Source organism: Kutzneria buriramensis, assembly GCF_003387475.1.
GTDB lineage: Bacteria > Actinomycetota > Actinomycetes > Mycobacteriales > Pseudonocardiaceae > Kutzneria > Kutzneria buriramensis.
In genome coordinates this window covers 588398-607460 of record NZ_QUNO01000004.1, presented here as the reverse complement: position 1 = coordinate 607460, position 19063 = coordinate 588398, and the positions used below count along the sequence as shown (strand labels likewise).

Annotated in this window: 18 protein-coding genes; 8 read left to right on the top strand and 10 right to left on the bottom strand. The window is 70.5% G+C overall.

Features of this window, described 5'->3' with window-relative positions; genetic code table 11:
- The first annotated feature begins 90 nt into the window (after positions 1-90).
- Positions 91-765 (top strand): FadR/GntR family transcriptional regulator, encoded by a 675-nt coding sequence (locus BCF44_RS14950; protein WP_116174822.1) that lies wholly within the window; start codon positions 91-93, stop codon positions 763-765.
- Here the strand turns inward: BCF44_RS14950 and BCF44_RS14945 are convergent.
- The 8 genes from BCF44_RS14945 to BCF44_RS14910 are packed head-to-tail and all read right to left on the bottom strand — an operon-like array spanning position 749 to position 9022.
- On the bottom strand, positions 749-1600 hold the full coding sequence (locus tag BCF44_RS14945) for an amidohydrolase family protein (RefSeq protein WP_116174821.1): 852 nt from the start codon (positions 1598-1600) through the stop codon (positions 749-751). The two genes, BCF44_RS14950 and BCF44_RS14945, sit on opposite strands and share 17 nt — an antisense overlap.
- Positions 1597-2559, bottom strand: coding sequence for an aldo/keto reductase (locus BCF44_RS14940; protein WP_116174820.1), 963 nt, complete (start codon positions 2557-2559; stop codon positions 1597-1599). Before BCF44_RS14940 ends, BCF44_RS14945 begins: the two co-directional genes overlap by 4 nt.
- Complete coding sequence (locus BCF44_RS14935; protein ID WP_246015054.1) at positions 2559-3563, bottom strand: ABC transporter permease; 1005 nt, start codon at positions 3561-3563, stop codon at positions 2559-2561. Before BCF44_RS14935 ends, BCF44_RS14940 begins: the two co-directional genes overlap by 1 nt.
- Positions 3556-5052, bottom strand: coding sequence for a sugar ABC transporter ATP-binding protein (locus BCF44_RS14930; RefSeq protein WP_116174818.1), 1497 nt, complete (start codon positions 5050-5052; stop codon positions 3556-3558). Before BCF44_RS14930 ends, BCF44_RS14935 begins: the two co-directional genes overlap by 8 nt.
- A complete protein-coding gene (locus tag BCF44_RS14925; RefSeq protein ID WP_116174817.1) occupies positions 5052-6098 on the bottom strand; it encodes a sugar ABC transporter substrate-binding protein in 1047 nt (348 codons plus the stop codon). Before BCF44_RS14925 ends, BCF44_RS14930 begins: the two co-directional genes overlap by 1 nt.
- Before the next feature lie 17 nt (positions 6099-6115).
- Complete coding sequence (locus tag BCF44_RS14920) at positions 6116-6868, bottom strand: SDR family NAD(P)-dependent oxidoreductase (protein WP_116174816.1); 753 nt, start codon at positions 6866-6868, stop codon at positions 6116-6118.
- Positions 6865-8166, bottom strand: coding sequence for an enolase C-terminal domain-like protein (locus BCF44_RS14915; protein ID WP_116174815.1), 1302 nt, complete (start codon positions 8164-8166; stop codon positions 6865-6867). Before BCF44_RS14915 ends, BCF44_RS14920 begins: the two co-directional genes overlap by 4 nt.
- A 1-nt stretch (position 8167) precedes the next feature.
- The gene (locus BCF44_RS14910; RefSeq protein ID WP_116174814.1) at positions 8168-9022 is read right to left on the bottom strand and encodes a fumarylacetoacetate hydrolase family protein; all 855 of its coding nucleotides are present in this window, start codon (positions 9020-9022) and stop codon (positions 8168-8170) included.
- A gap of 119 nt (positions 9023-9141) precedes the next feature.
- Here BCF44_RS14910 and BCF44_RS14905 point away from each other — a divergent pair, with 119 nt between their 5' ends.
- The gene (locus BCF44_RS14905) at positions 9142-10137 is read left to right on the top strand and encodes an N-acetylglucosamine kinase (protein WP_116174813.1); all 996 of its coding nucleotides are present in this window, start codon (positions 9142-9144) and stop codon (positions 10135-10137) included.
- Positions 10138-10219: 82 nt separating this feature from the next.
- Here the strand turns inward: BCF44_RS14905 and BCF44_RS14900 are convergent, their stop codons facing one another.
- Together BCF44_RS14900 and BCF44_RS14895 are read right to left on the bottom strand one after the other, a co-directional pair.
- Positions 10220-11476: an ATP-binding protein gene (locus tag BCF44_RS14900; protein WP_116174812.1), complete on the bottom strand. Its 1257-nt coding sequence runs from the start codon at positions 11474-11476 to the stop codon at positions 10220-10222.
- A 5-nt stretch (positions 11477-11481) separates the two neighbouring features.
- A complete protein-coding gene (locus BCF44_RS14895) occupies positions 11482-12138 on the bottom strand; it encodes a DUF3159 domain-containing protein (protein WP_116174811.1) in 657 nt (218 codons plus the stop codon).
- Positions 12139-12290: 152 nt separating this feature from the next.
- Here BCF44_RS14895 and BCF44_RS14890 point away from each other — a divergent pair, with 152 nt between their 5' ends.
- Genes BCF44_RS14890 through BCF44_RS14865 form a run of 6 tightly spaced genes read left to right on the top strand, consistent with a single transcriptional unit; the run spans position 12291 to position 18993 of the window.
- Positions 12291-13490: an ROK family transcriptional regulator gene (locus BCF44_RS14890; RefSeq protein WP_116174810.1), complete on the top strand. Its 1200-nt coding sequence runs from the start codon at positions 12291-12293 to the stop codon at positions 13488-13490.
- Positions 13491-13513: 23 nt separating this feature from the next.
- Positions 13514-14860 carry an ABC transporter substrate-binding protein gene (locus BCF44_RS14885; protein WP_116174809.1) on the top strand — a complete coding sequence of 449 codons (1347 nt, stop codon included), beginning with the start codon at positions 13514-13516 and terminating at the stop codon, positions 14858-14860.
- The gene (locus BCF44_RS14880) at positions 14860-15846 is read left to right on the top strand and encodes a carbohydrate ABC transporter permease (protein WP_116174808.1); all 987 of its coding nucleotides are present in this window, start codon (positions 14860-14862) and stop codon (positions 15844-15846) included. The genes BCF44_RS14885 and BCF44_RS14880 overlap by 1 nt, the downstream gene beginning before the upstream one ends.
- Complete coding sequence (locus tag BCF44_RS14875; RefSeq protein ID WP_116174807.1) at positions 15846-16730, top strand: carbohydrate ABC transporter permease; 885 nt, start codon at positions 15846-15848, stop codon at positions 16728-16730. Before BCF44_RS14880 ends, BCF44_RS14875 begins: the two co-directional genes overlap by 1 nt.
- Positions 16727-17992 (top strand): 6-phospho-beta-glucosidase, encoded by a 1266-nt coding sequence (locus tag BCF44_RS14870; RefSeq protein WP_116174806.1) that lies wholly within the window; start codon positions 16727-16729, stop codon positions 17990-17992. The genes BCF44_RS14875 and BCF44_RS14870 overlap by 4 nt, the downstream gene beginning before the upstream one ends.
- Positions 17977-18993 (top strand): N-acetylglucosamine kinase, encoded by a 1017-nt coding sequence (locus BCF44_RS14865; protein ID WP_170217534.1) that lies wholly within the window; start codon positions 17977-17979, stop codon positions 18991-18993. The genes BCF44_RS14870 and BCF44_RS14865 overlap by 16 nt, the downstream gene beginning before the upstream one ends.
- Positions 18994-19063 lie beyond the last annotated feature (70 nt).

Here is a 19063-nt window from a genome sequence, read left to right as displayed (position 1 = left end):
CGCCACCAGCCCGGCGATCACGACAGGACGGACCATGACGCATACTGGACGGGAAACATCCGAGGTCTGATCGACGAATTCGAGGCGGTCGTGGCAGTCACCGACGACGCGATCCTGCGCGTGAAGGAGATGATCGTCTCCGGGGAGCTGAAGCCGGGCGACCGGCTGCCCCGCGAGGCGGACCTGGCCGAGCGCCTCGGCCTGTCCCGCAACTCACTGCGCGAGGCCGTGAAGGCGTTGTCGCTGGTCAGGGTGCTGGACGTGCGGCAGGGCGACGGCACCTACGTGTCCAGCCTGCGGGCCGACGACCTGCTCGGGGCGCTGTCGTTCGTGCTGGACCTGCACAGCGGCGAGGACTCGGTGCAGGAGGTGCTGGAGGTCCGCCGCATCCTGGAGCCGGCCGCCGCCGCGATGGCCGCGCAGCGCATCGACGACCAGGAGGTCATCGCCCTGCGGGAGCTGTGCGACGCGGCCGCCGCGGCCGAATCCGTCGAGGAGCTGGTCGAGCACGACCTGGAGTTCCACCGCCGGGTGGTGCAGGCCTCCGGCAACGCCTACCTGGCGCAGCTGCTGGACACGCTGGCCGGCCCGACCGTGCGGGTGCGCATCTGGCGCGGCATCACGCAGGCCAGCGCCGTGGACCGCACCGTCGCCGAGCACCGGGCGATCGTCGACGCGCTGGCCGCGCGGCAGCCCGACCTGGCCCGGTCATGGTCGACCGTGCACGTGGCCGGCGTGGAGCAGTGGCTCAAAGACCTGGCGTGATCCCGTAGACCCGGGCCGCGGTGCCGCCGAGCACCGCGTCCTGCTCGGTCTCGGACAGACCCCCGATGAGCTCGGCGGTTGCCTCCACGACCTCGGCGTACGTGGCGGCGAGCAGGCAGACCGGCCAGTCCGAGCCGAACATCACCCGATCGGGGCCGAACGCGTCCAGCACGACCTCGACGTACGGGCGCAGGTCGGCGACGGTCCAGTCCGGGCTGGCCTCCGTGACCAGGCCGGACAGCTTGCACGTCACGTTCGGCAGCGCCGCCAGCGCACGCAGGCGCGTCGCCCACGGCTCCAGGTCACCGCTGGTGATCGGAGGCTTCGAACAGTGATCGAGCACGAACCGGGTGCCCGGCAGCTCTGCCGCCGCCCGGGTGGCCGCCGGCAGCTGGTGCGGATAGGTGAGCAGTTCGTACACCAGGCCCGCCTCCCCTACCGCCTTCAGGCCGCGCAGCACGTCGTCGCGGATGAGCCAGTCGGGGTCGGGCTCCCCTTGCACCTGGTGGCGGATGCCCTTCAGCCACCGGCCGCCGTGGCTGGCCCGCAACGCCGCGAGGGTCTCGGCGACGTCCGGCGCGGTCAGGTCCGTCCAGCCGGTGACCGCCTGGACTAGCGGGGACTCCTCGGCCAGGGCGAGGAACTCCGGAGTCTCCTCGGGCACAGTGATCGTCTGGACGAGCACGCTGGCGTCGATGCCGGCCGCCGAGGTCAGCGGCGTCAGGTCGGTCAGGAGGAACGTGCGGTGCAGGGTGTCGGCGACGTCCGGGTCGGCCGTCCAGGGCTGGTCGCGGACGGCCAGGTCCCACATGTGGTGATGCGCGTCAACCCTCACGAAGCGACTCCCGGCGTCGGTACGTCGGCCCCCAACAGGCCCTCGGCCTTGAGGTCCGCCCACAGCTCCGCCGGCACGGTCTCCGCCAGCAGCGCCGCGTTCTCGGTGATCTCCGCCGGCGTCCGCGCGCCGACGGCAATGCCCGTCACCGCGGGGTGGCCGAACGGGAACTGCAGCGCCGCCTGCGGCAGCACGACCCCGTGCCGCTTGCCGACGGACGCGATGCGCCGGGCCTTCTCCATCACCTCGGCCGGGGCCGCGGCGTAGTTGTACGTGGCGTCGACGGGCACCTCGGGCCGCGCCAGCAGACCGGAGTTGAACACCGCCACCGCCACCACCGACACGCCCCGTTCCACGCACAGCGGCAGGAAGGAGGCCAGCGATTCCTGCTCCAGCAGCGTGTACCGGCCGGCGAGCATGACGTAGTCCAGCGACGCCTCGCGAATGAACCGCTCGGGCATCTGCCACTGGTTCATGCCGACGCCGACGGCGCCGATCACGCCCTGTTCCTTCAGCGCGTGCAGCGCCGGCAACCCCTCGGAGACGGCCTGCTCCCAGTGGTCGTCGGGATCGTGCAGGTAGACGACGTCCACCCGATCCACGCCGAGGCGTTCCAGCGAGGAGTCCAGCGACCGGCGCACGCCGTCGGCGCTGAAGTCCCACACCCGCCGGTGTGTGGCGGGCACGAGAAAGCCGGCGTCATCGAGCCCCCCGCCGTCGCGAGGCTCGAGGATCCGGCCGACCTTGGTGGAGAGGACGAACTCGTCGCGCGGACGGTCGGCCAGCGCGGCGCCGAGGCGTCGCTCGGAGAGGCCGAGGCCGTAGTGCGGGGCGGTGTCGAAGTACCGCACGCCCGCGTCCCACGCGGCGTCGACGGTCGCACGCGCGTCCGCGTCCGACACCTCGGCGTACAGGTTCCCGATCGGCGCTCCGCCGAAGCCGAGTCCGCGGATCTCCACTAATCCTGGGCCTTTCCGGTCGTCAGCCGCGCGAGCACCAGCGCACCGATGATGATGGCCCCGTTGATCGCGCCGAGCCAGTACGGGTTCACGTGCGCCAGGGTGAGGATGTTCTGCACCAGGCCGAGCATCAGCACGCCGCACATGGCGCCGAACAGGGTGCCCTTGCCGCCGTTGAGGCTGACGCCGCCGAGCACGGCCGCGGCGAAGGCGTTGAAGATCCAGCCGGAGCCCTGGTTGGCGGTGATGGAGCCGTAGTGGCCGACCATCATGGCGCCGGCCAGCGCGGCCAGCACGCTGGCCACGATCAGCACGATGGCGGCGACGCGGGTGGTGCGGATACCGGCGGCCTTGGCCGCGGCCTCGTTGCCGCCGATGGCGTACAGCGAGCGGCCGTGCCGGAAGTAGCCCACGAAGGCGATGGCGATCACGAACAGCGCGAGGAAGATCCAGATCGACGCGTGCACGCCGAACCACACCGCGTTGCCCAGGTAGTACAGCGACGGCATGTTCGGGCTGGACAGCGACTGGCCGACGGTGAGGCCCTGCTGGAGGCCACGAATGGTGATCAGCATGCCCAGCGTGATGATGAAGCCGGACAGCTGCAGCCGCAGCACCAGGAACGCGTTGACGGCGCCGATGGCCACGCCGGCCAGCAGGCAGACCGGCAGCGCGGTCCACTCGGGCAGCCCGAGGCCGAGGCCGTTCTCCGACGTCGGCAGCACCAGGACCATGGCCAGCGCCGGCGCGAAGCCCAGGGTCGACTCCAGCGACAGGTCCATCTTGCCGACGATCAGCACCAGCGCCTCGCCGAGCACGACCAGGCCCAGCTCGGACTGCTGCTGCACGACGTTGAGCAGGTTGCCGCTGGTCAGGAAGATCGGGCTGGCGATGAAGCCGACGACCAGCAGCACCAGGATCGCCGGCAGCAGCGCCAGGTCGCGCAGCTTGGCGACTTGTAGTCGCGGCCGGGCGGCCACGACCGGGGTGGACACGTCACTCACCACTGCTCTCCCCGATCCCTTCGATCACACTGACCAGCTCGTTGTCGGTCCAGCCGGCGGGGAACTCGCCGGCCACCGAGCCGTGGAACATCACCAGCACCCGGTCGCAGGGACGCAGGTCGTCCAGCTCGTCGGAGATCACCAGCACCGCGGCGCCGGCGGCGGCCGCCCGGTCCACCGCGTCCAGCAGGTTCTCCTTGGACTTCACGTCCACGCCCGCGGTCGGGTCCATCAGCACCAGCAGGTCCGGCTCGCTGGACAGCGCCCGCGCCATCACGACCTTCTGCTGGTTGCCACCGGACAGGTCGGCCACGTCCTGGTCCGGCCCGGACGTCTTGATCGCCAGCTCGTCGATCATCCTGGCCGCCACCTGGTCCCGCCGCCGGCCGGAGATCGAGCCGAACCGGCCCAGTCGCCCGGCGATCGGGAACGTCGCGTTCTCCGCGATGCTCAGGCCGGGCACGAAACCCTCCTTGTGGCGGTCCTCCGGCACGAAGCCGACGCCACCGGCCAGGGCCGCCGGCACGCTACCCGGCTTCAGGGATTTCCCTGACACCGCAACGGTTCCGGCGTCGGCCTTGCGCAGACCGACGATCACCTCGCCCAGCTCCACCTTGCCGCTGCTGGCCGAGCCGGCGATGCCGACCACCTCGCCCCGGCGCACCGACAGGTCGATGCCGCTGAAGTGCTTGCCCAGAGCCAGATCGCGGATGTCCAGGACGGACTCCGAGCCGACCGCCGGCCGGCTCGCGACGGCGCCGAGGCCGACCGCCTCGCCGGTCATGGCCTCCACCAGCTGGTCCTTGGACAGGTCGGCGACCGGACTGGTGACGATGTGCCGGGCGTCCCGGAACACCGTCACCGTCTGGCAGATCTCGAAGATCTCCTGGAGGTGATGGGAGATGAACAGGAATGTCACCCCGGCCGCCCGCAGCGAGCGCATCCGCTCGAACAGCCGCTCGATCGCCGGACCGTCCAGCTGGGCGGTCGGCTCGTCGAGAATGATGAACTTGGCGCCGAACGACAGCGCGCGGGCGATCTCCACCAACTGCCGCTGCTCGACGGTCAGCGTCGCCGCCTCGACATTGGGATCCACGTCCACGCCGTACTCGCCGAGCACGTCCGATGCCTTGCGACGCAGCCGAGACCAGCTGATCACCGCGCCGCCGTCGAGATTCTGCCGGTTGATGAACAGGTTCTCGGCGACGGTCAGGGTCGGGATGATGGTGGACTTCTGGTAGACGCACGCCACCTTCGTCCGCCACGCCTGACGGTCGGACAGCGCCGGCGCCGGCTCGCCGCGGAACGTGATCTCCCCGCTGTCCGGCCGGTTCAGGCCGGTCAGCATGGAGACCAGGGTGGACTTGCCGGCGCCGTTGCGGCCGACCAGCGCGTGCGTCTCCCCGTCGGCGACGGTGATGTGCACGTCGTTCAGCGCGACGGTCTGCCCGAACCGTTTGGTGATGTTGCTGGCCTCGACTGCGTTCATCACTTCGCTACCTGGTTGCCCCAGAGGCTCTTGTCGTCCACGTTGTCCTTGGTCACCAGCGGGGCCGGCAGCTGGTCCTCCAGCTGGCCGCCGCCGACGTCCAGGATCGTGCTGTTGTGGTCGGTCGGGCCGGCCTTGAACGTCTTGCCCTGCACCGCGGCCTTGGCGTAGAACAGCGCCCACTTGGCGTACAGGTCGGCCGGCTGCGACACGGTGGCGTCGATCTGGCCCTGCCGGATCGCGTCGAACTCCTGCGGGATGCCGTCGTTGGAGACGATCGCGATGTGTCCGGGCTGGCCGGCCGGGATCAGGTGGTTGGTGGACTTCAGCAGTTGCAGCGTCGCGGCCAGGAACGCGCCGCCGGCCTGCATGTAGATGCCGTTGATGTCCGGGTTGGCGGTCAGGTCGGTCTGCAGCGCGGCCGACGCCTTGGCGCCCTCCCAGTTGGTCGGCTCGGCGAACACCGTGATGCCCGGGTAGTTCTGCTTGATGCAGTCGCCGAACGCCTCCGAGCGGTCGCGGCCGTTGATCGAGGACAGGTCGCCCTCGAACTCGACCACCTTGCCCTTGCCGCCGAGCTTGTCACCCAGGTACTTGCACGCCTTCTGGCCGTACGCCTTGTTGTCCGCGCGGACAACCATGTAGGCGCCGCCCTTGTCCGGCCGGGTGTCGACCGTGACGACCGGGATCTTCTGCTGGTTGAGCTGGGTGATGGTGCTGGCGATGGCTCCGGTGTCCTGCGGGGCCATCACGATCGCCTTGGCCCCCTGCGCGGTCAGCGCCTGCACGTTGGACACCAGCTTGGTGATGTCGTTCTGGGAGTTGGTCGGGGTCATCAGGTTGATGCCGAGGTCCTTGGCCTCGGTCGGCACGTACTTGTTGTACGAGTTCCAGAAGTCCGTGTCGGCCCGGGGGAAGTCCACGCCGATCGGCCCGACGCTGGCGTTGTCGCCGCCACCTCCGGCGGCGTCGCCTCTGTTGCAGGCGGCCAGCGTGCCGGCGAGCGCTACGCACACCGCCACGGTGAGGATGCTGCGCTTGTCCATCGTTCCTCGTTTCTCGTCTAACTCGGCGGCCGAAGGCGCAGGCCGTACATGCCGCCGTCCACCGCGAGCACGGTGCCGGCGGTCGATCCCGACAGGGGGCTGGCGAGGTAGCAGACGGCGTGCGCGACCTCGTCGGCGGTGACGAGCCGCCCGGACGGCTGGCGCGCCTGCAGCGCGGCCCGTTCGGCGGCGGGGTCGGCGGCGGCGTCGAGCAGCCGGCCCACCCAGGGTGTGTCCACGGTGCCGGGCGCCACGGCGTTGACCCGGATGCCCTCCCGCACGTGGTCGGCGGCCATCGCCAGGGTCAGCCCGTACACCGCGCCCTTGCTGGCGGAGTACAGCGCCCGCTGGGGCAGACCAGCCCAGGCGGCGATGGAGCAGGTGTTGACGATCGCGGCCGCCGGCGACTGCCGCAGGTGCGGCAGCGCGGCGCGGCTGACCCGAGCCATGCCGATCACGTTCACGTCCAGCACCTGCGCCCACTGCGCGTCGTCGTTGGCGGCGACGTCGCCCTGGGCCCCGATGCCGGCGTTGTTGATGACGATGTCCAGCCGGCCGAAGCGCTCGGCCGCTTCCGCCACGGCCGCCCGCACGCTCGCGTCATCCGTGACGTCGCACCGGATTCCGACGACGGGGTCGGCGACCTGGTCCGGGTTGAGGTCCAGCGCCGCGACCCGCGCACCGCGCGCGGCCAGCAGTTCCGCCGTGGCGCGGCCGATGCCGGATGCTCCGCCGGTGACGATCGCCGCCAGGCCGTCGAAGTCGGTCATGCCACAACCTCCGTCCACACTGGACCGTCCGGATAGACGTACTGGCTCAGCGTCTCGTCCCGCAACCGGGCCGAGAAGCCGGGCTGGTTCGGCGCGGTGTAGCGGCCGTTGACCACGCCCGCCGGGTCCAGGAAGTGCTCGTGCAGGTGGTCCACCCACTCGATGACGCGGCCGTCCAGCGAGGCGGAGACCGCGGCGTAGTCGAAGAAGGACAGGTGCCGGACCAGCTCGCACAGGCCGACGCCGCCGGCATGCGGGCACACCGGCACGCCGAACTTGGCCGCCAGCAACAGGATCGCGATGTTCTCGTTGACGCCGCCGACGCGGCAGGCGTCGATCTGCACCACGTCGACCGCGCCGGCCTGGAGCAGCTGCTTGAACACCACGCGGTTCTGCACGTGCTCGCCGGTGGCGATCTTGATCGGGGCCAGCGCGTCGGCGATCGCCCGGTGCGCCAGCACGTCGTCCGGCGAGGTCGGCTCCTCGATCCAGTACGGCCCGTACGGCGCCAGCTCGCGCATCCAGCGGATCGCGATGTCGGTGTCCCAACGCTGGTTGGCGTCCACGGCGACGCGCACGCCGGGGCCGACCACCTCCCGGGCGAGCTTCATCCGCCGCACGTCGTCGTCCAGGTCGCCGCCGACCTTGAGCTTGATCATGTCGAAGCCCTCGGTGATGGCCTGCTTGGCCAGCCGCGACAGCTTCTCGTCGGAGTAGCCCAGCCAGCCGGGCGAGGTGGTGTAGGCGGGGAAGCCCTGCTCGGTCAACTGCGCGATCCGGCCGGCGCGGGTGGGCTCCGCCTTGCGGAGGATGCCCAGCGCCTCGTCCGGGGTGAGCGCGTCGCTCAGGTAGCGGAAGTCGACCAGTCCGACGATCTCCTCCGGCGTCATGCCGGCCAGGAACCGCCACAGCGGTAGGCCGGCCCGCCGGGACGCGAGGTCCCACGCGGCGTTGACCACCGCGCCGATCGCCATGTGCACGACGCCCTTCTCGGGGCCGAGCCAGCGCAGCTGCGAATCGCCGATCAGCTCCGACGACAGCGCGGCCAGCGCCGCCGCGTCCTCGGGCACCGGCTTGCCGACCACGTGCGGGCCCAGCGCGCGGATGGCGGCGGCCTGCACGTCGTTGCCGCGGCCGATGGTGAAGGCCAGGCCGTAGCCGTCGGGGCCGTCGTCGGTCCGCAGCGTGACGTAGGCGGCCGAGTAGTCCGGGTCCGGGTTCATCGCGTCGGAGCCGTCCAGCTCGCGCGACGTGGGGAACCGGATGTCCTGGACGTCGAGTGCGACGATGCGGGCCATCTCAGGCCGCCCCGAAGGTCTGCCGCTGGCGGCCGAGGCCGTCGATCTCCAACTCGACGACGTCACCCGCCCGCAGGTACGGCTTGGGGTCCGGCTGGCCCAGCGCGACGCCCGCCGGAGTGCCGGTATTGATCAGATCACCGGGGCGCAGCACCATGAACTGGCTGAGGTACCGGATCACCTCGGCCACGGGGAAGATCATGTTCTTGGTGGAGGAGTCCTGTTTGAGCTCGCCGTTCACCCACAGCCGCAGGCCGAGTTCCTGCGGGTCGTCGACGTCGTCGGCGGGCACGAGGTGCGGTCCGAGCGGGTTGAAGGTCTCGCAGTTCTTGCCCTTGTCCCAGGTGCCGCCGCGCTCGATCTGGAACTCGCGCTCGGAGACGTCGTGCGAGAGCACGTAGCCGGCGACGCAGGCCAGCGCCTCCTCGTGCGTGTCGAGGTAGCGCGCGGTCCTGCCGATCACGACGCCGAGCTCGACCTCCCAGTCCGTCTTCACGGACTTGCGCGGCACCAGGACCTCGTCGTACGGGCCGACCACGGTGTCCGACGTCTTGAGGAAGATCACCGGCTCGTCCGGCACGGTCGCGCCGGTCTCGGCCGCGTGGTCGGAGTAGTTCAGCCCGATGCAGATGATCTTGCCGATGCCGGCGAGCGGGGGCCCCACGCGGAGGCCACTGTCGTCCAGCACGGGCAGTTCGCCGGCGTTCAGGGCCGTACGGGCTCTGGCCAGACCGCCCCCGCCGAGGAAGGCTCCGTCGATGTCCGCCGTCACCGGGGTGAGGTCGTGGACGACGCCCTCGTCGGTGCGGACGGCGGGGCGCTCGCTACCGGGAGCGCCGAGGCGCAGCAGCTGCACGGAGGGTTCCTCCTCGCTCGTACCGAAAGACATCCGATGTATATCCGCTGAGTCCGGGGAAGTCCAGACTCATGGTGGCAACAATCAGTCAACTGATCCGATGACTTCGTGGGGTGGTTGTGGCGAATACCGAGGGTTACCTGGTCGGCGTGGACGCCGGGGGGACCACGACGCGGGCCCTCGTGGCCGACCTGAGCGGGGCTCGGGTGGGCACCGGGCGGGCCGGCGGGGCCAATCCGAACTCGCATCCGCCGGAGGTGGCCGCCGAGCAGGTGGCCGCGTCGATCGCCGCCGCGCTGGCGTCCGCGGGCGTGCCCGCCGACCGGGTGCGCGCCGGCGTGCTGGGGCTGGCCGGCGCCAGCAAGCTCGCCGACGACCGGGTCGCCGCGCTGTTCGACGCCGCGTGGCACGGGGCCGGGCTCAAGTGCGGGCTGCGGGTCGTGACGGATTGTGAGGCTGCCTTCGCCGCCGGCACGGCCGTGTCCGACGGCACCGTGCTGGTCGCCGGCACGGGATCGGCGGCGGCGCGGATCGTGAACCGTCGTCAGGTCGCGATCGCCGGCGGCTTCGGCTGGCTGCTCGGTGACGAGGGATCGGCGTTCTGGCTGGGGCGGCAGGCCGTGCGCGCCACCCTGCGCACGCTGGCCACCGGCGCCGCGCTGGGCGTGCTGGCCCGCAGCGTGCTGGCCGACGTGCTGGCCATCCAGGACGTCAGCGGCGATCCCGTGCTGCGGCGGTCGGTGGTGTCGCGGTTGATCACCGCCGTGAACGCCGAGGCTCCCATCCACCTGGCCAGGCTGGCACCGCTCGTCGCCGCCGGCGCGGCGGCGCACGACCCGCTGGCGACGGAGATCGTCGACGAGGCGGTGGAGTGGCTGGTGCGGACCGCCCGGGACGCCCGGTCGGCCGGCGAGCGGACGCCGGTGGTGGTGATCGGCAGCGTCGCGGCGGGCGGCGGGGTGCTCGGCGAGCGTCTGCTGGCGGCGCTGGCGGAGGCGTGCGGCGGGGTGGTGTCGGTGGCTCGGGACGGGGCGGCCGGGGCGGCGTGGCTGGCGGGATTGGAGCTGCTCGGACCGGCCGCCCAGTCGCTACGACCGCAGCTGCTGGGTGCCTGAAACCGCATTTCGGTGTGACGGTGCTCGTGCCGCGCGTTCCGCGCGGGGTGAGGTCGCTGGAGGTCCGGTCTCTTCCCTTGTCTCAGCTCGATCGATGAACAGACTCGATCGAGCTGAGCCCGCGGTCCAGAGACCGGCGCGACCTCACGCGTGACTCGCGGGGGTCGGCGGCGTATTCGCGGAGCAGACCGTGCAGCCGGTACCGGTCGCCGACCTTCTGCACGAGGTGCACGCCGGCGAGCCGATCGAGCAGCAGGTGCGCGACCGGCTCGGTGACGCCGGCCAGCGCGGCCGCGGCGCCGGGGTCGATGTGCGACTCCCGGTGCAGCCCGAGCAGCCGGAACATCCGTGCACAGCCCTCGTCCAGCCGCCGGTAGGACCAGTCGAAAACCGTCCGCAGGGCAATGGAGTCGTACGTCGACAGCACGTTCAGGCGGCCGTCGGCGTCCAGCTCCTCGACGAGGTCGCGGACCAGGGAGTGTGGCTGGGCCACCACCCGCTCGGCTGCGATCCGCAGCGCCAGCGGCAGGTAGTCGCAGCGTGCGGCGAGATCGGCGACGGCCGCCGGCTCACGGTCGGCACGCTCGTCGCCGATCACGCGCCGGATCAGGGCGACGGAGTCGGCCGGCGTCATCGGGCCGAGGGTCACTCGCGAAGCGGCGATGCGGGGCAGGCGCCCGCGACTCGTCACGACGGCCACGCAGCCCGCGGCGGCCGGCAGCAGCGGTCGGACCTGGGCGGCGTCGGCGGCGTTGTCCAGGACCACCAGCATCTTCCGGTCCGCGAGCATCGACCGGTACAGCGCCGAGCCGAGCTCCAGGCTGTCGGGGATGCCGTCGGCCGGCACGCCCAGCGCCGCGAGGAACTCGTCCAGCGCCACCCTTGCGTCCATCGGGCGGTCATCCGCGCAGTGCCCACGCAGATCGACGTAGAGCTGGCCGTCGGGGAAGCGGTCCACGGCGTGGTGCGCCCAGTGCAACGCCAGCATCGTCTTGCCCGCGCCCGGCGGCCCGTCGATGATCACGACCCGCGCGCCGGCGGTGTCGAGCCGTTCGAGCTGGTCGTCCCGACCGACGAAGCGGCGGATGCCGGCGGGCAGCTGGGCCGGGCGCACGGCCGGCTCGGCGTTGGCCATGGCGAGCAGCGCGCCGCCGGCCACGAGCGTGTCGTCGCAGGCCCGGGCCAGTTCCGCCGACGGCGAGCGGCCGTTCTCCACCTTGCTCAGGTAGCCGGGCGTGAAGCCGACGACCCTGGACAGGTCGCGCAGGGACAGGCCGTGCTGCTGGCGCAGCCGCCGCAGCTCGATGCCGAACAGCGCCGACGCGCCGCCTCGCCGCATGTTCCCTACCCCGGGTCGGATTCCCCCTGGATCCTACTTCGCGGATGCCGTAGACCCGGGTGGTCCAAGGGCAGGGTTCGGCGGAAGATCCACCAGGTCGGGGCCAGCATCAGCACGTAGAGCGGCCAGGACAGCGCGACCCGCGCGATGCCGGAGGCGACCACGTCGTCCTGCCACCACAGGTACCCGAAGACGATCACCCGGATGCCGTACTGGATGGCGTAGACCAGAGTGGCGCGGCCGTAGGCGCGCAGCAGGTCCGGGTCCTGGCGCCAGCGGGTGCGCTGGCCCAGCAGCGCGCCGATGATCACGCCGAGCAGCGGCCAGCGGATCGCCCAGCTGACCACGAAGGCCAGCCCGCTGGCGGCGTTGCTGAGCAGCTGCACCAGGAAGAAGTCGATGGCCTGGCCGGTGTACAGCGCGACCAGCGCGGCCACGGACACCACGAACGCGCCGACCAGCACCGCCCGGATCTTGTCGCCGCGGAAGAGTCGGATCGCGCCGACCACCACGGCCGTCGCCACCGCGATCAGCGCGGCCCACCCGACGGAGTGATTTGTCAGTAGCCATCCGGCCACAAAGGCGACCGACGGCAGCGTGGCGTCCAGGGCCGCGCTGCGGCCGCCGAGCAGCTGGGCGAAGGTCTCTTCCCGCTCGATCACCCCCTCAGCCTGCCAGGTAAGGCAAACCTAATGGGTAACTTGCACACACTGTCACAACCTGAATACTCCATGAACGACCCATTGACCTGGGTGAGCGCGGTCACTACGGTGGCACGAAATCGTCTGGAAAGTTAACAGACAGGAGTTAACCAGTGCGTGCCGGAAGCCCGAGACTGCTGCGCGAGATCAACGATCGCGCGGCGATCGACGCGCTGCTGCGCAACGGGCCGCTCACCCGGTCCGAACTGGAGGGCATCATCGGGCTGTCCAAGCCCGCGACGGCCCAACTGTTGACCCGCCTGGAGGCCCAGGACATCGTGCGCCGCGACGGTCTGCGCGGCGGCGGCCGGGGTCCGCGCGCCCAGCTGTGGGCGGTCAACGGCGGTCTGGCCCACGTGGCGGCCGTCGACCTCACCCCCGACTCGGTGGACGTGGCCATCGCCGACATCTCCGGCGCCACGCTGACCGAGCACCACGCCCTCATGCCCAAGGGCACCGACGTGCTCGCCGTGTTCAACGAGGCCATGGGCAAGGCCGCCAGCGACGCCAACCTGCAGGTCAGCGACCTGCACCACGTCGTGGTCGGCAGCCCCGGCGCCGTCGACCCCGCCACCGGACAGCTCGGTTTCGCGCCGCACCTGCCCGGCTGGGAGGGCTTCGACGTGGTCGGGCGGCTGCACGACATGCTCGGCACCTCGGTCACCGTGGAGAACGACGTCAACCTGGTTGCCCTGGAGGAGATGATCACGGGTCGCGCGGTGGACGTGCGCGATTTCGTGCTCGTCTGGCCGGTGGACGCGGTCGGCTCCGCGGTCGTGATCAACCGGGTGCTGCTGCGCGGCGCCACCGGCGGCGCCGGCGAGGTCGACTGGATGCGCGTGCCGGATCTCTCCCGCCAGGACACCGGCATCGACCGCGCCGGCACCCGCTACGGCGACCTGCTGTCCAACTCGTCGGTGACGAAGTTGGCCCGCTCGCACGGAATCTCCGCCCGGCACGCGCTCGGCGCCGTCACCAAGGCGCTGTCCCAGGGCACCGCCGGCCGCGAGTTCCTCACCGACCTGGCCCGGCGCATCGCCGTCGGCGTGGCCAACGTGGTCAGCGTCGTCGACCCCGAGCTGGTCCTGCTGTCCGGCGAGGTCGCACAGGCCGGCGGCTCGATGCTGTGCGAGCTGGTCGCCGCCGAGCTGCGCCGCCTGGTCATCCCCCGAACCCCGGTCGAACTCGCGCTGGTCGCCGGCCACGCCGTTCGAGCCGGGGCCATGCACTCCGCCCTGGCCGTGGTCAGGGAAGAGGTCTTCGGCCTCCCGGCCAACGACATGCTGCCGCCGCTGCATCAAATCCGCCGATGAAACCCCCTGTCCTTGGAGGGCCCATGCGTACCCCCAGACGCGCCGCCCTGTCCCGAGCAGCCACCTGTTCGGTCGGAGCATTAGTCCTGCTGCTCTCGGCGTGCACCGCCGGCGGCGGCGGTTCCAACGGCGCGCAGGAAGCGCCGAGCGCGGACCAGAAGGTCACGCTCACCGTCTACAGCAACTTCGCCGATCGCGAGCTGGGCATCCTGAACAAGGTGCTGGACGGCTTCCACACCGCCCATCCCAACATCACGATCAACAGCCAGGGCAGCCAGGACGACGACAAGATCACCCAGTCCATCCGCGGCGGCAACCCGCCGGACGTGGCGATCTCGTTCTCCACCGACAACATCGGGCAGTTCTGCTCGAGCGGCGCGTGGCAGGACCTCAAGCCCTACATCGACCGGGACAAGGTGGACCTCACCCAGATCCCGCAGGCCGTGCAGGACTACACCCAGTTCAAGGGCACCCGCTGCGCGCTGCCGATGCTGGCCGACGACTACGGTCTGTACTACAACAAGGACCTGTTCGCCGCGAAGGGCATCACCGCGCCGCCCAAGACGATGAGCGAGCTGCTCGAGGACACCAAGAAGCTGACCGAGTTCAACGCGGACGGCTCGATCAAGGTGGCCGGCTTCATCCCGCAGTTCGGCTTCTACGCCAACCACCCGCAGGTGTGGGCCCCGCAGTTCGGCGCGAAGTGGCTGGACAACAACGGGAAGTCGGACCTGGCGACCGACCCGGCGTGGACCGAGATGTTCAACTTCCAGAAGCAGCTGGTCGACTTCTACGGCTGGGACAAGCTCCAGAAGTTCACCGCGGGCCTCGGCCAGGAGTACTCGCCCGACCACGCCTTCAACAAGGGCCAGGTCGCGATGATGTACGACGGTGAGTACCGGACCGCGTTCCTCAAGTCCGACGCCCCGAACGTCAACTACGACACCGCGCCCTCGCCGGTCGCCGACGACAAGTCGAACCTGTACGGCGGCGGCTACGTGACCGGCACGATCATCGGCATCCCCAAGGGCGTCAAGAACGCCGGCGCCGCGTGGGAGCTGATCAAGTACCTGTCCTTCGACACGAACGCGTTGGTGCAGCTGGCCAACGGCCTGGGCAACGTGCCGACCACCAAGGCCGCGCTGCACAGCTCCGACCTGAAGCTGCCGGCGCAGTTCAACACCTTCCTCAAGGTGTTCGACAACCCGAACCTGGCCAACAACCCGGCCAGCCCCAACGGCGGCGCGTACCTGAAGACCGTCGAGGACCTCGGCTCCTCCTGGCAGAGCGGCACGGTCAAGGACCTGCACGCCGCGTTCGCCCAGGCGGACAAGACGATCGACGACGCCAAGGCGCTCGGCGGCAACTGATGACAGCGACTCTGCTCGGCTCGGCCGACGCGGCCGCCGCGTCCGCTCCCTCCCGGGGGCGGGCGCGGCGGCGCAGTCGCCATCTGAAGTGGGTGCTGCTCTTCCTGGCGCCGTGGGCCGCCGGCATGGTGCTGTTCTTCGTGTACCCGCTGCTGGCGACGGTGTACTTCTCGTTCACCAATTACGACGGTCTGAACACCGCCGACTTCGTGGGCTTGCGCAACTACGTCTTCATGTTCACCAGCGACCCGCTGGTGAAGGCGGCCGCGTACAACACGCTCTGGCTCGTGGTGATCCTGACCATCGGCCGGCTGCTGTTCGCGATGGGCGTGGCCCAGATCCTCACCAAGGTGCGCAACGGCTCCGGCTTCCTGCGCGCGCTGTGCTATCTGCCCTCGCTGGCGCCCCCGGTGGCCGCGACGCTGACGTTCGTGTTCCTGTTCAACCCGGGCACCGGCCCGGTGAACACGATCCTGGGCTGGCTCGGCATCAACGGACCGCTGTGGTTCAACGACCCGAACCTGTCCAAGCCGTCGCTGACCCTGCTCACGCTGTGGGGCTCCGGCGAGCTGATGATCATCATCCTGGCCGCGATGCTGGACGTGCCCGCGGACCTCTACGAGGCGGCGCAGATCGACGGCGCCGGCCCGTGGATGCGGTTCCGCAAGATCACGCTGCCGTCCATCGCGCCGGTGCTGCTGTTCGGCGTGGTCAACTCGATCATCTTCGCGCTCCAGTACTTCACCCAGGCGGTGGTCGCCGGCTCGGTGGCGTCCGGCTCGGCCGACGCGGTCGGCAACAGCAAGCTGATCGGCTTCCCGGACAACAGCACCCTGACCTTCCCGGTGTGGATGTACAACGAGGGATTCCGCTCATACCACATGGGTTACGCGTCGGCGATGGCGGTGCTGCTGTTCATCGTCTCGTTCGCGTTCACCGCGATCCTGATCCGGCAGCTGCGCGCCGGCAAGGCGGAGGCATCCTGATGGCGACCCTGACCGCGACCGCGGCGCCGACGCGTTCGGCGGCACTGCGCAAGAAGAGGCACCCGCGCGACATCGTCGGCTGGGTCGCCGTGCACGCCGTCGCGCTGGCCATGGGCATCGGCTTCGCGCTGCCGATCGTGTTCGTGGTGCTCACCGCGTTCATGTCCGACCAGCAGGCGCTCACCTCGGACCTGTGGCCGCGCTCGTGGCACCCGGAGAACTTCCTCGAGGTGTTCGACAAGGCGCCGATGCTGGAGTTCTTCGGCAACAGCCTGCTGTACTCGGTGCTGGCCACCGCCGGCATGCTGCTGTCCAGCATCCCCGCGGCGTACGCGCTGGCCCGGCTGCGCTTCCGGGGCAGCAACTTCATCTTCATGCTGGTGATCGCCGCGATGATGCTGCCGCCGCAGGTGGTGGCCGTGCCGATCTACAGCATGTGGGCGAACCTGCACCTGACCGGCACGCTGTGGCCGCTGGTGGTGCCGTACTTCCTCGGCGACGCCTTCAGCATCTTCCTGCTGCGCCAGTTCTTCGTGACCGTGCCGCAGGACTACTTCGACGCGGCCAGGATGGACGGCTGCAACGAGTTCCAGATGCTGTACCGGGTGCTGGTGCCGATGACCAAGCCGGGCCTGGCCGCGGCCGGCCTGTTCACCTTCCTCTACACCTGGAACGACTACTTCGGACCGCTGCTGTACGTGGGCGAGAAGCAGGACAGCTGGACGCTCTCCCTGGCCCTGGCGTCCTTCCGGGGCATGCACCAGGTGCAGTGGAACCTGACGATGGCCGCGACCGTTCTCGTCCTGGTGCCGGTGATCGTGCTGTTCCTGTTCGCACAGAAGTCTTTTGTCAAGGGGATCACTTTCACGGGAGTCAAAGGGTGAAACTCACTGTCGTAGGGGGCGGTTCCACCTACACCCCGGAGCTGATCGACGGCATCGCCGGCCGCCGCACCAGTCTGGACGTCGACGAGATCGTGCTGGTCGACCCGGACGCGGAGCGTCTCGCGGTGGTCGGCCCGTTCAGCCAGCGCCTGCTCGACCACGCCGGTCACCCGGCCAAGGTTCGCACCACCAGCGTTCTCGAGGAGGGTGTCGACGGTGCGTCCGCCGTTCTTCTTCAGCTGAGGGTCGGGGGCCAGACCGCCCGCCGGTCCGACGAGACGTTCCCGCTGGTCTGCGACTGCGTCGGCCAGGAGACGACCGGCGCAGGCGGCCTGGCCAAGGCGCTGCGCACGGTGCCGGTGGTGCTGGACATCGCCGACCGCGTGCGGGCGATCGCCGGCGAGGACACGTGGATCGTCAACTTCACCAACCCGGTCGGCATCGTCACCCGCGCGCTGCTTCAGGCGGGTCACAAGGCGGTCGGCCTGTGCAACGTGGCGATCACCTTCCAGCGCTGGACCTCGCAGCTGCTGGGCCTGCGGCCGGACGAGGTGAAGCTGGAGCACGTGGGGCTCAACCACCTCACCTGGGAGCGGGGCCTGATCGTCAACGGCGAGAACGTGTTGCCGAAGCTGATCGAGGACCACTCGGAGGAACTGGCCGGCCACATCGGCATTCCCGCGCCGCTGATCCGGCGGCTGGGCGTCGTGCCGTCGTACTACCTGAAGTACTTCTACGAGCACGACGAGGTGGTGGCCAAGCAGAAGCACGAGCGGCCGCGCGCCGACGTCGTGATCGAGGTCGAGAACGAACTGCTGAAGGTCTACCAGGACCCCAAGGTCGTGACCAAGCCCGAGGCTTTGTCACAGCGCGGCGGGGCCTACTACTCGGAGGCCGCGGTCCAGCTGGTGCACTCCCTGACCAGCGGCGCCGCCGGCGAGGAGCACGTGGTCAACGTGCGCAACAACGGCACGCTGCCGTTCCTGCCGGACGACGCGGTGGTCGAGGTGCCGGCCATTGTGGACAGTCGCGGTGCGACCCCACTTCCGGTCAAGCCGGTCGAGCCCGGCTTCGCCGGGCTGATCTCGCACGTGACCGGGTACGAGTACCTGGCGCTGGAGGCGGCCGTTCACGGCGGCCGCGACCGGGTCGCCGACGCACTGCTCGCCCACCCGTTGATCGGCCAGTACTCGATCGCCGAGAAGCTCGCCGACGAGCTGGTCGCGGAGAACAAGGACCTACTGCCATGGGCCAAGGCGTGAAGGCCGCCGTGCTCGCCATCGACGGCGGGAACAGCAAGACCGACGTGATCCTGATCGACGACGACGGGTCCGTGCTCTCGCACGTGCGCGGGCCCGGCGCGTCGCCGCAGAACATCGGTCTGCACCCCAGCCTCGAATCGTTCAACCGGATGGTGTGCGAGGCGGCGAGCAAGGCCGGGCTGGCGACGAACAAGCCGTTCGCCCGGCACACGGCGGCCTACCTGGCCGGCGCCGACCTGCCGCGGGAGGAGGAGATCCTCCAGCGCGAGTTCGGGAAGCTGGGCTGGTCGGACACCACGACCGTCGGCAACGACACGTTCGCGCTGCTGCGGTCCGGCACCTCCGACGGCGTCGGCGTGGCCGTGGTGTGCGGCGCCGGCATCAACTGCGTCGCGGTGGCGCGGGACGGCCGGGTGCACCGGTTTCCCGCGCTGGGCCGGATCTCCGGCGACTGGGGCGGCGGCTCGCAGATCGGCGGGGACGCGCTGTGGCACGCCGTCCGCGCCGACGACGGCCGTGGCCCGCAGACCGCCCTGCTGCCGGCCATCCTCGCGCACTTCGGCGTGACCAGCATCAGCGAGGTCGTCGCCGGACTGCACTTCGAGGAGATCAGCGGTGAGGTGGTGCACGAGCTCTGCCCGCTCCTGTTCCGCGTCGCCGCCGAGGGTGACGCGATCGCCGCCTCCGTCGTCGAGCGGCTGATCGAGGAGATCTACCTGCTGGCCACCGTGTCCCTGCGGCGACTGGACCTGCTCGGGGAGCAGGTCGACATCGTGCTCGGCGGCGGCGTGCTGACCAACTCGGGGCCGGCGATGATCGAGGAGATCACCCGCCGCTGCCACGAGGTGGCCCCGCTGGCCGACGTGCACCTGGTCGACTTACCGCCGGTCGCCGGCGCGGCACTGCTCGGCCTGGACGCCATCGGCGCCAGCGCCGAGGTGGAGGGACGCCTCCGCGCGCACTACGCCCCCGAGGCCGAGGAACGGCTCGTCGCGGGCTGAGTTGTTGCCGCGCGTTCCGCGCGGGGCTCGGCGCTGTGTCTTTGGCGCCGCCTTCGGCGTCGCGGCTCGG

Excerpts from the sequence above, each read along its gene's own strand:
- BCF44_RS14915 (WP_116174815.1), bottom strand. The coding sequence starts at position 8,166 with ATGGCCCGCATCGTCGCACTCGACGTCCAGGACATCCGGTTCCCCACG.
- BCF44_RS14930 (WP_116174818.1), bottom strand. The coding sequence starts at position 5,052 with ATGAACGCAGTCGAGGCCAGCAACATCACCAAACGGTTCGGGCAGACC.
- BCF44_RS14900 (WP_116174812.1), bottom strand. The coding sequence starts at position 11,476 with ATGCGGCGAGGCGGCGCGTCGGCGCTGTTCGGCATCGAGCTGCGGCGG.
- BCF44_RS14920 (WP_116174816.1), bottom strand. The coding sequence starts at position 6,868 with ATGACCGACTTCGACGGCCTGGCGGCGATCGTCACCGGCGGAGCATCC.
- BCF44_RS14880 (WP_116174808.1), top strand. The coding sequence starts at position 14,860 with ATGACAGCGACTCTGCTCGGCTCGGCCGACGCGGCCGCCGCGTCCGCT.
- BCF44_RS14885 (WP_116174809.1), top strand. The coding sequence starts at position 13,514 with ATGCGTACCCCCAGACGCGCCGCCCTGTCCCGAGCAGCCACCTGTTCG.
- BCF44_RS14865 (WP_170217534.1), top strand. The coding sequence starts at position 17,977 with ATGGGCCAAGGCGTGAAGGCCGCCGTGCTCGCCATCGACGGCGGGAAC.
- BCF44_RS14875 (WP_116174807.1), top strand. The coding sequence starts at position 15,846 with ATGGCGACCCTGACCGCGACCGCGGCGCCGACGCGTTCGGCGGCACTG.
- BCF44_RS14925 (WP_116174817.1), bottom strand. The coding sequence starts at position 6,098 with ATGGACAAGCGCAGCATCCTCACCGTGGCGGTGTGCGTAGCGCTCGCC.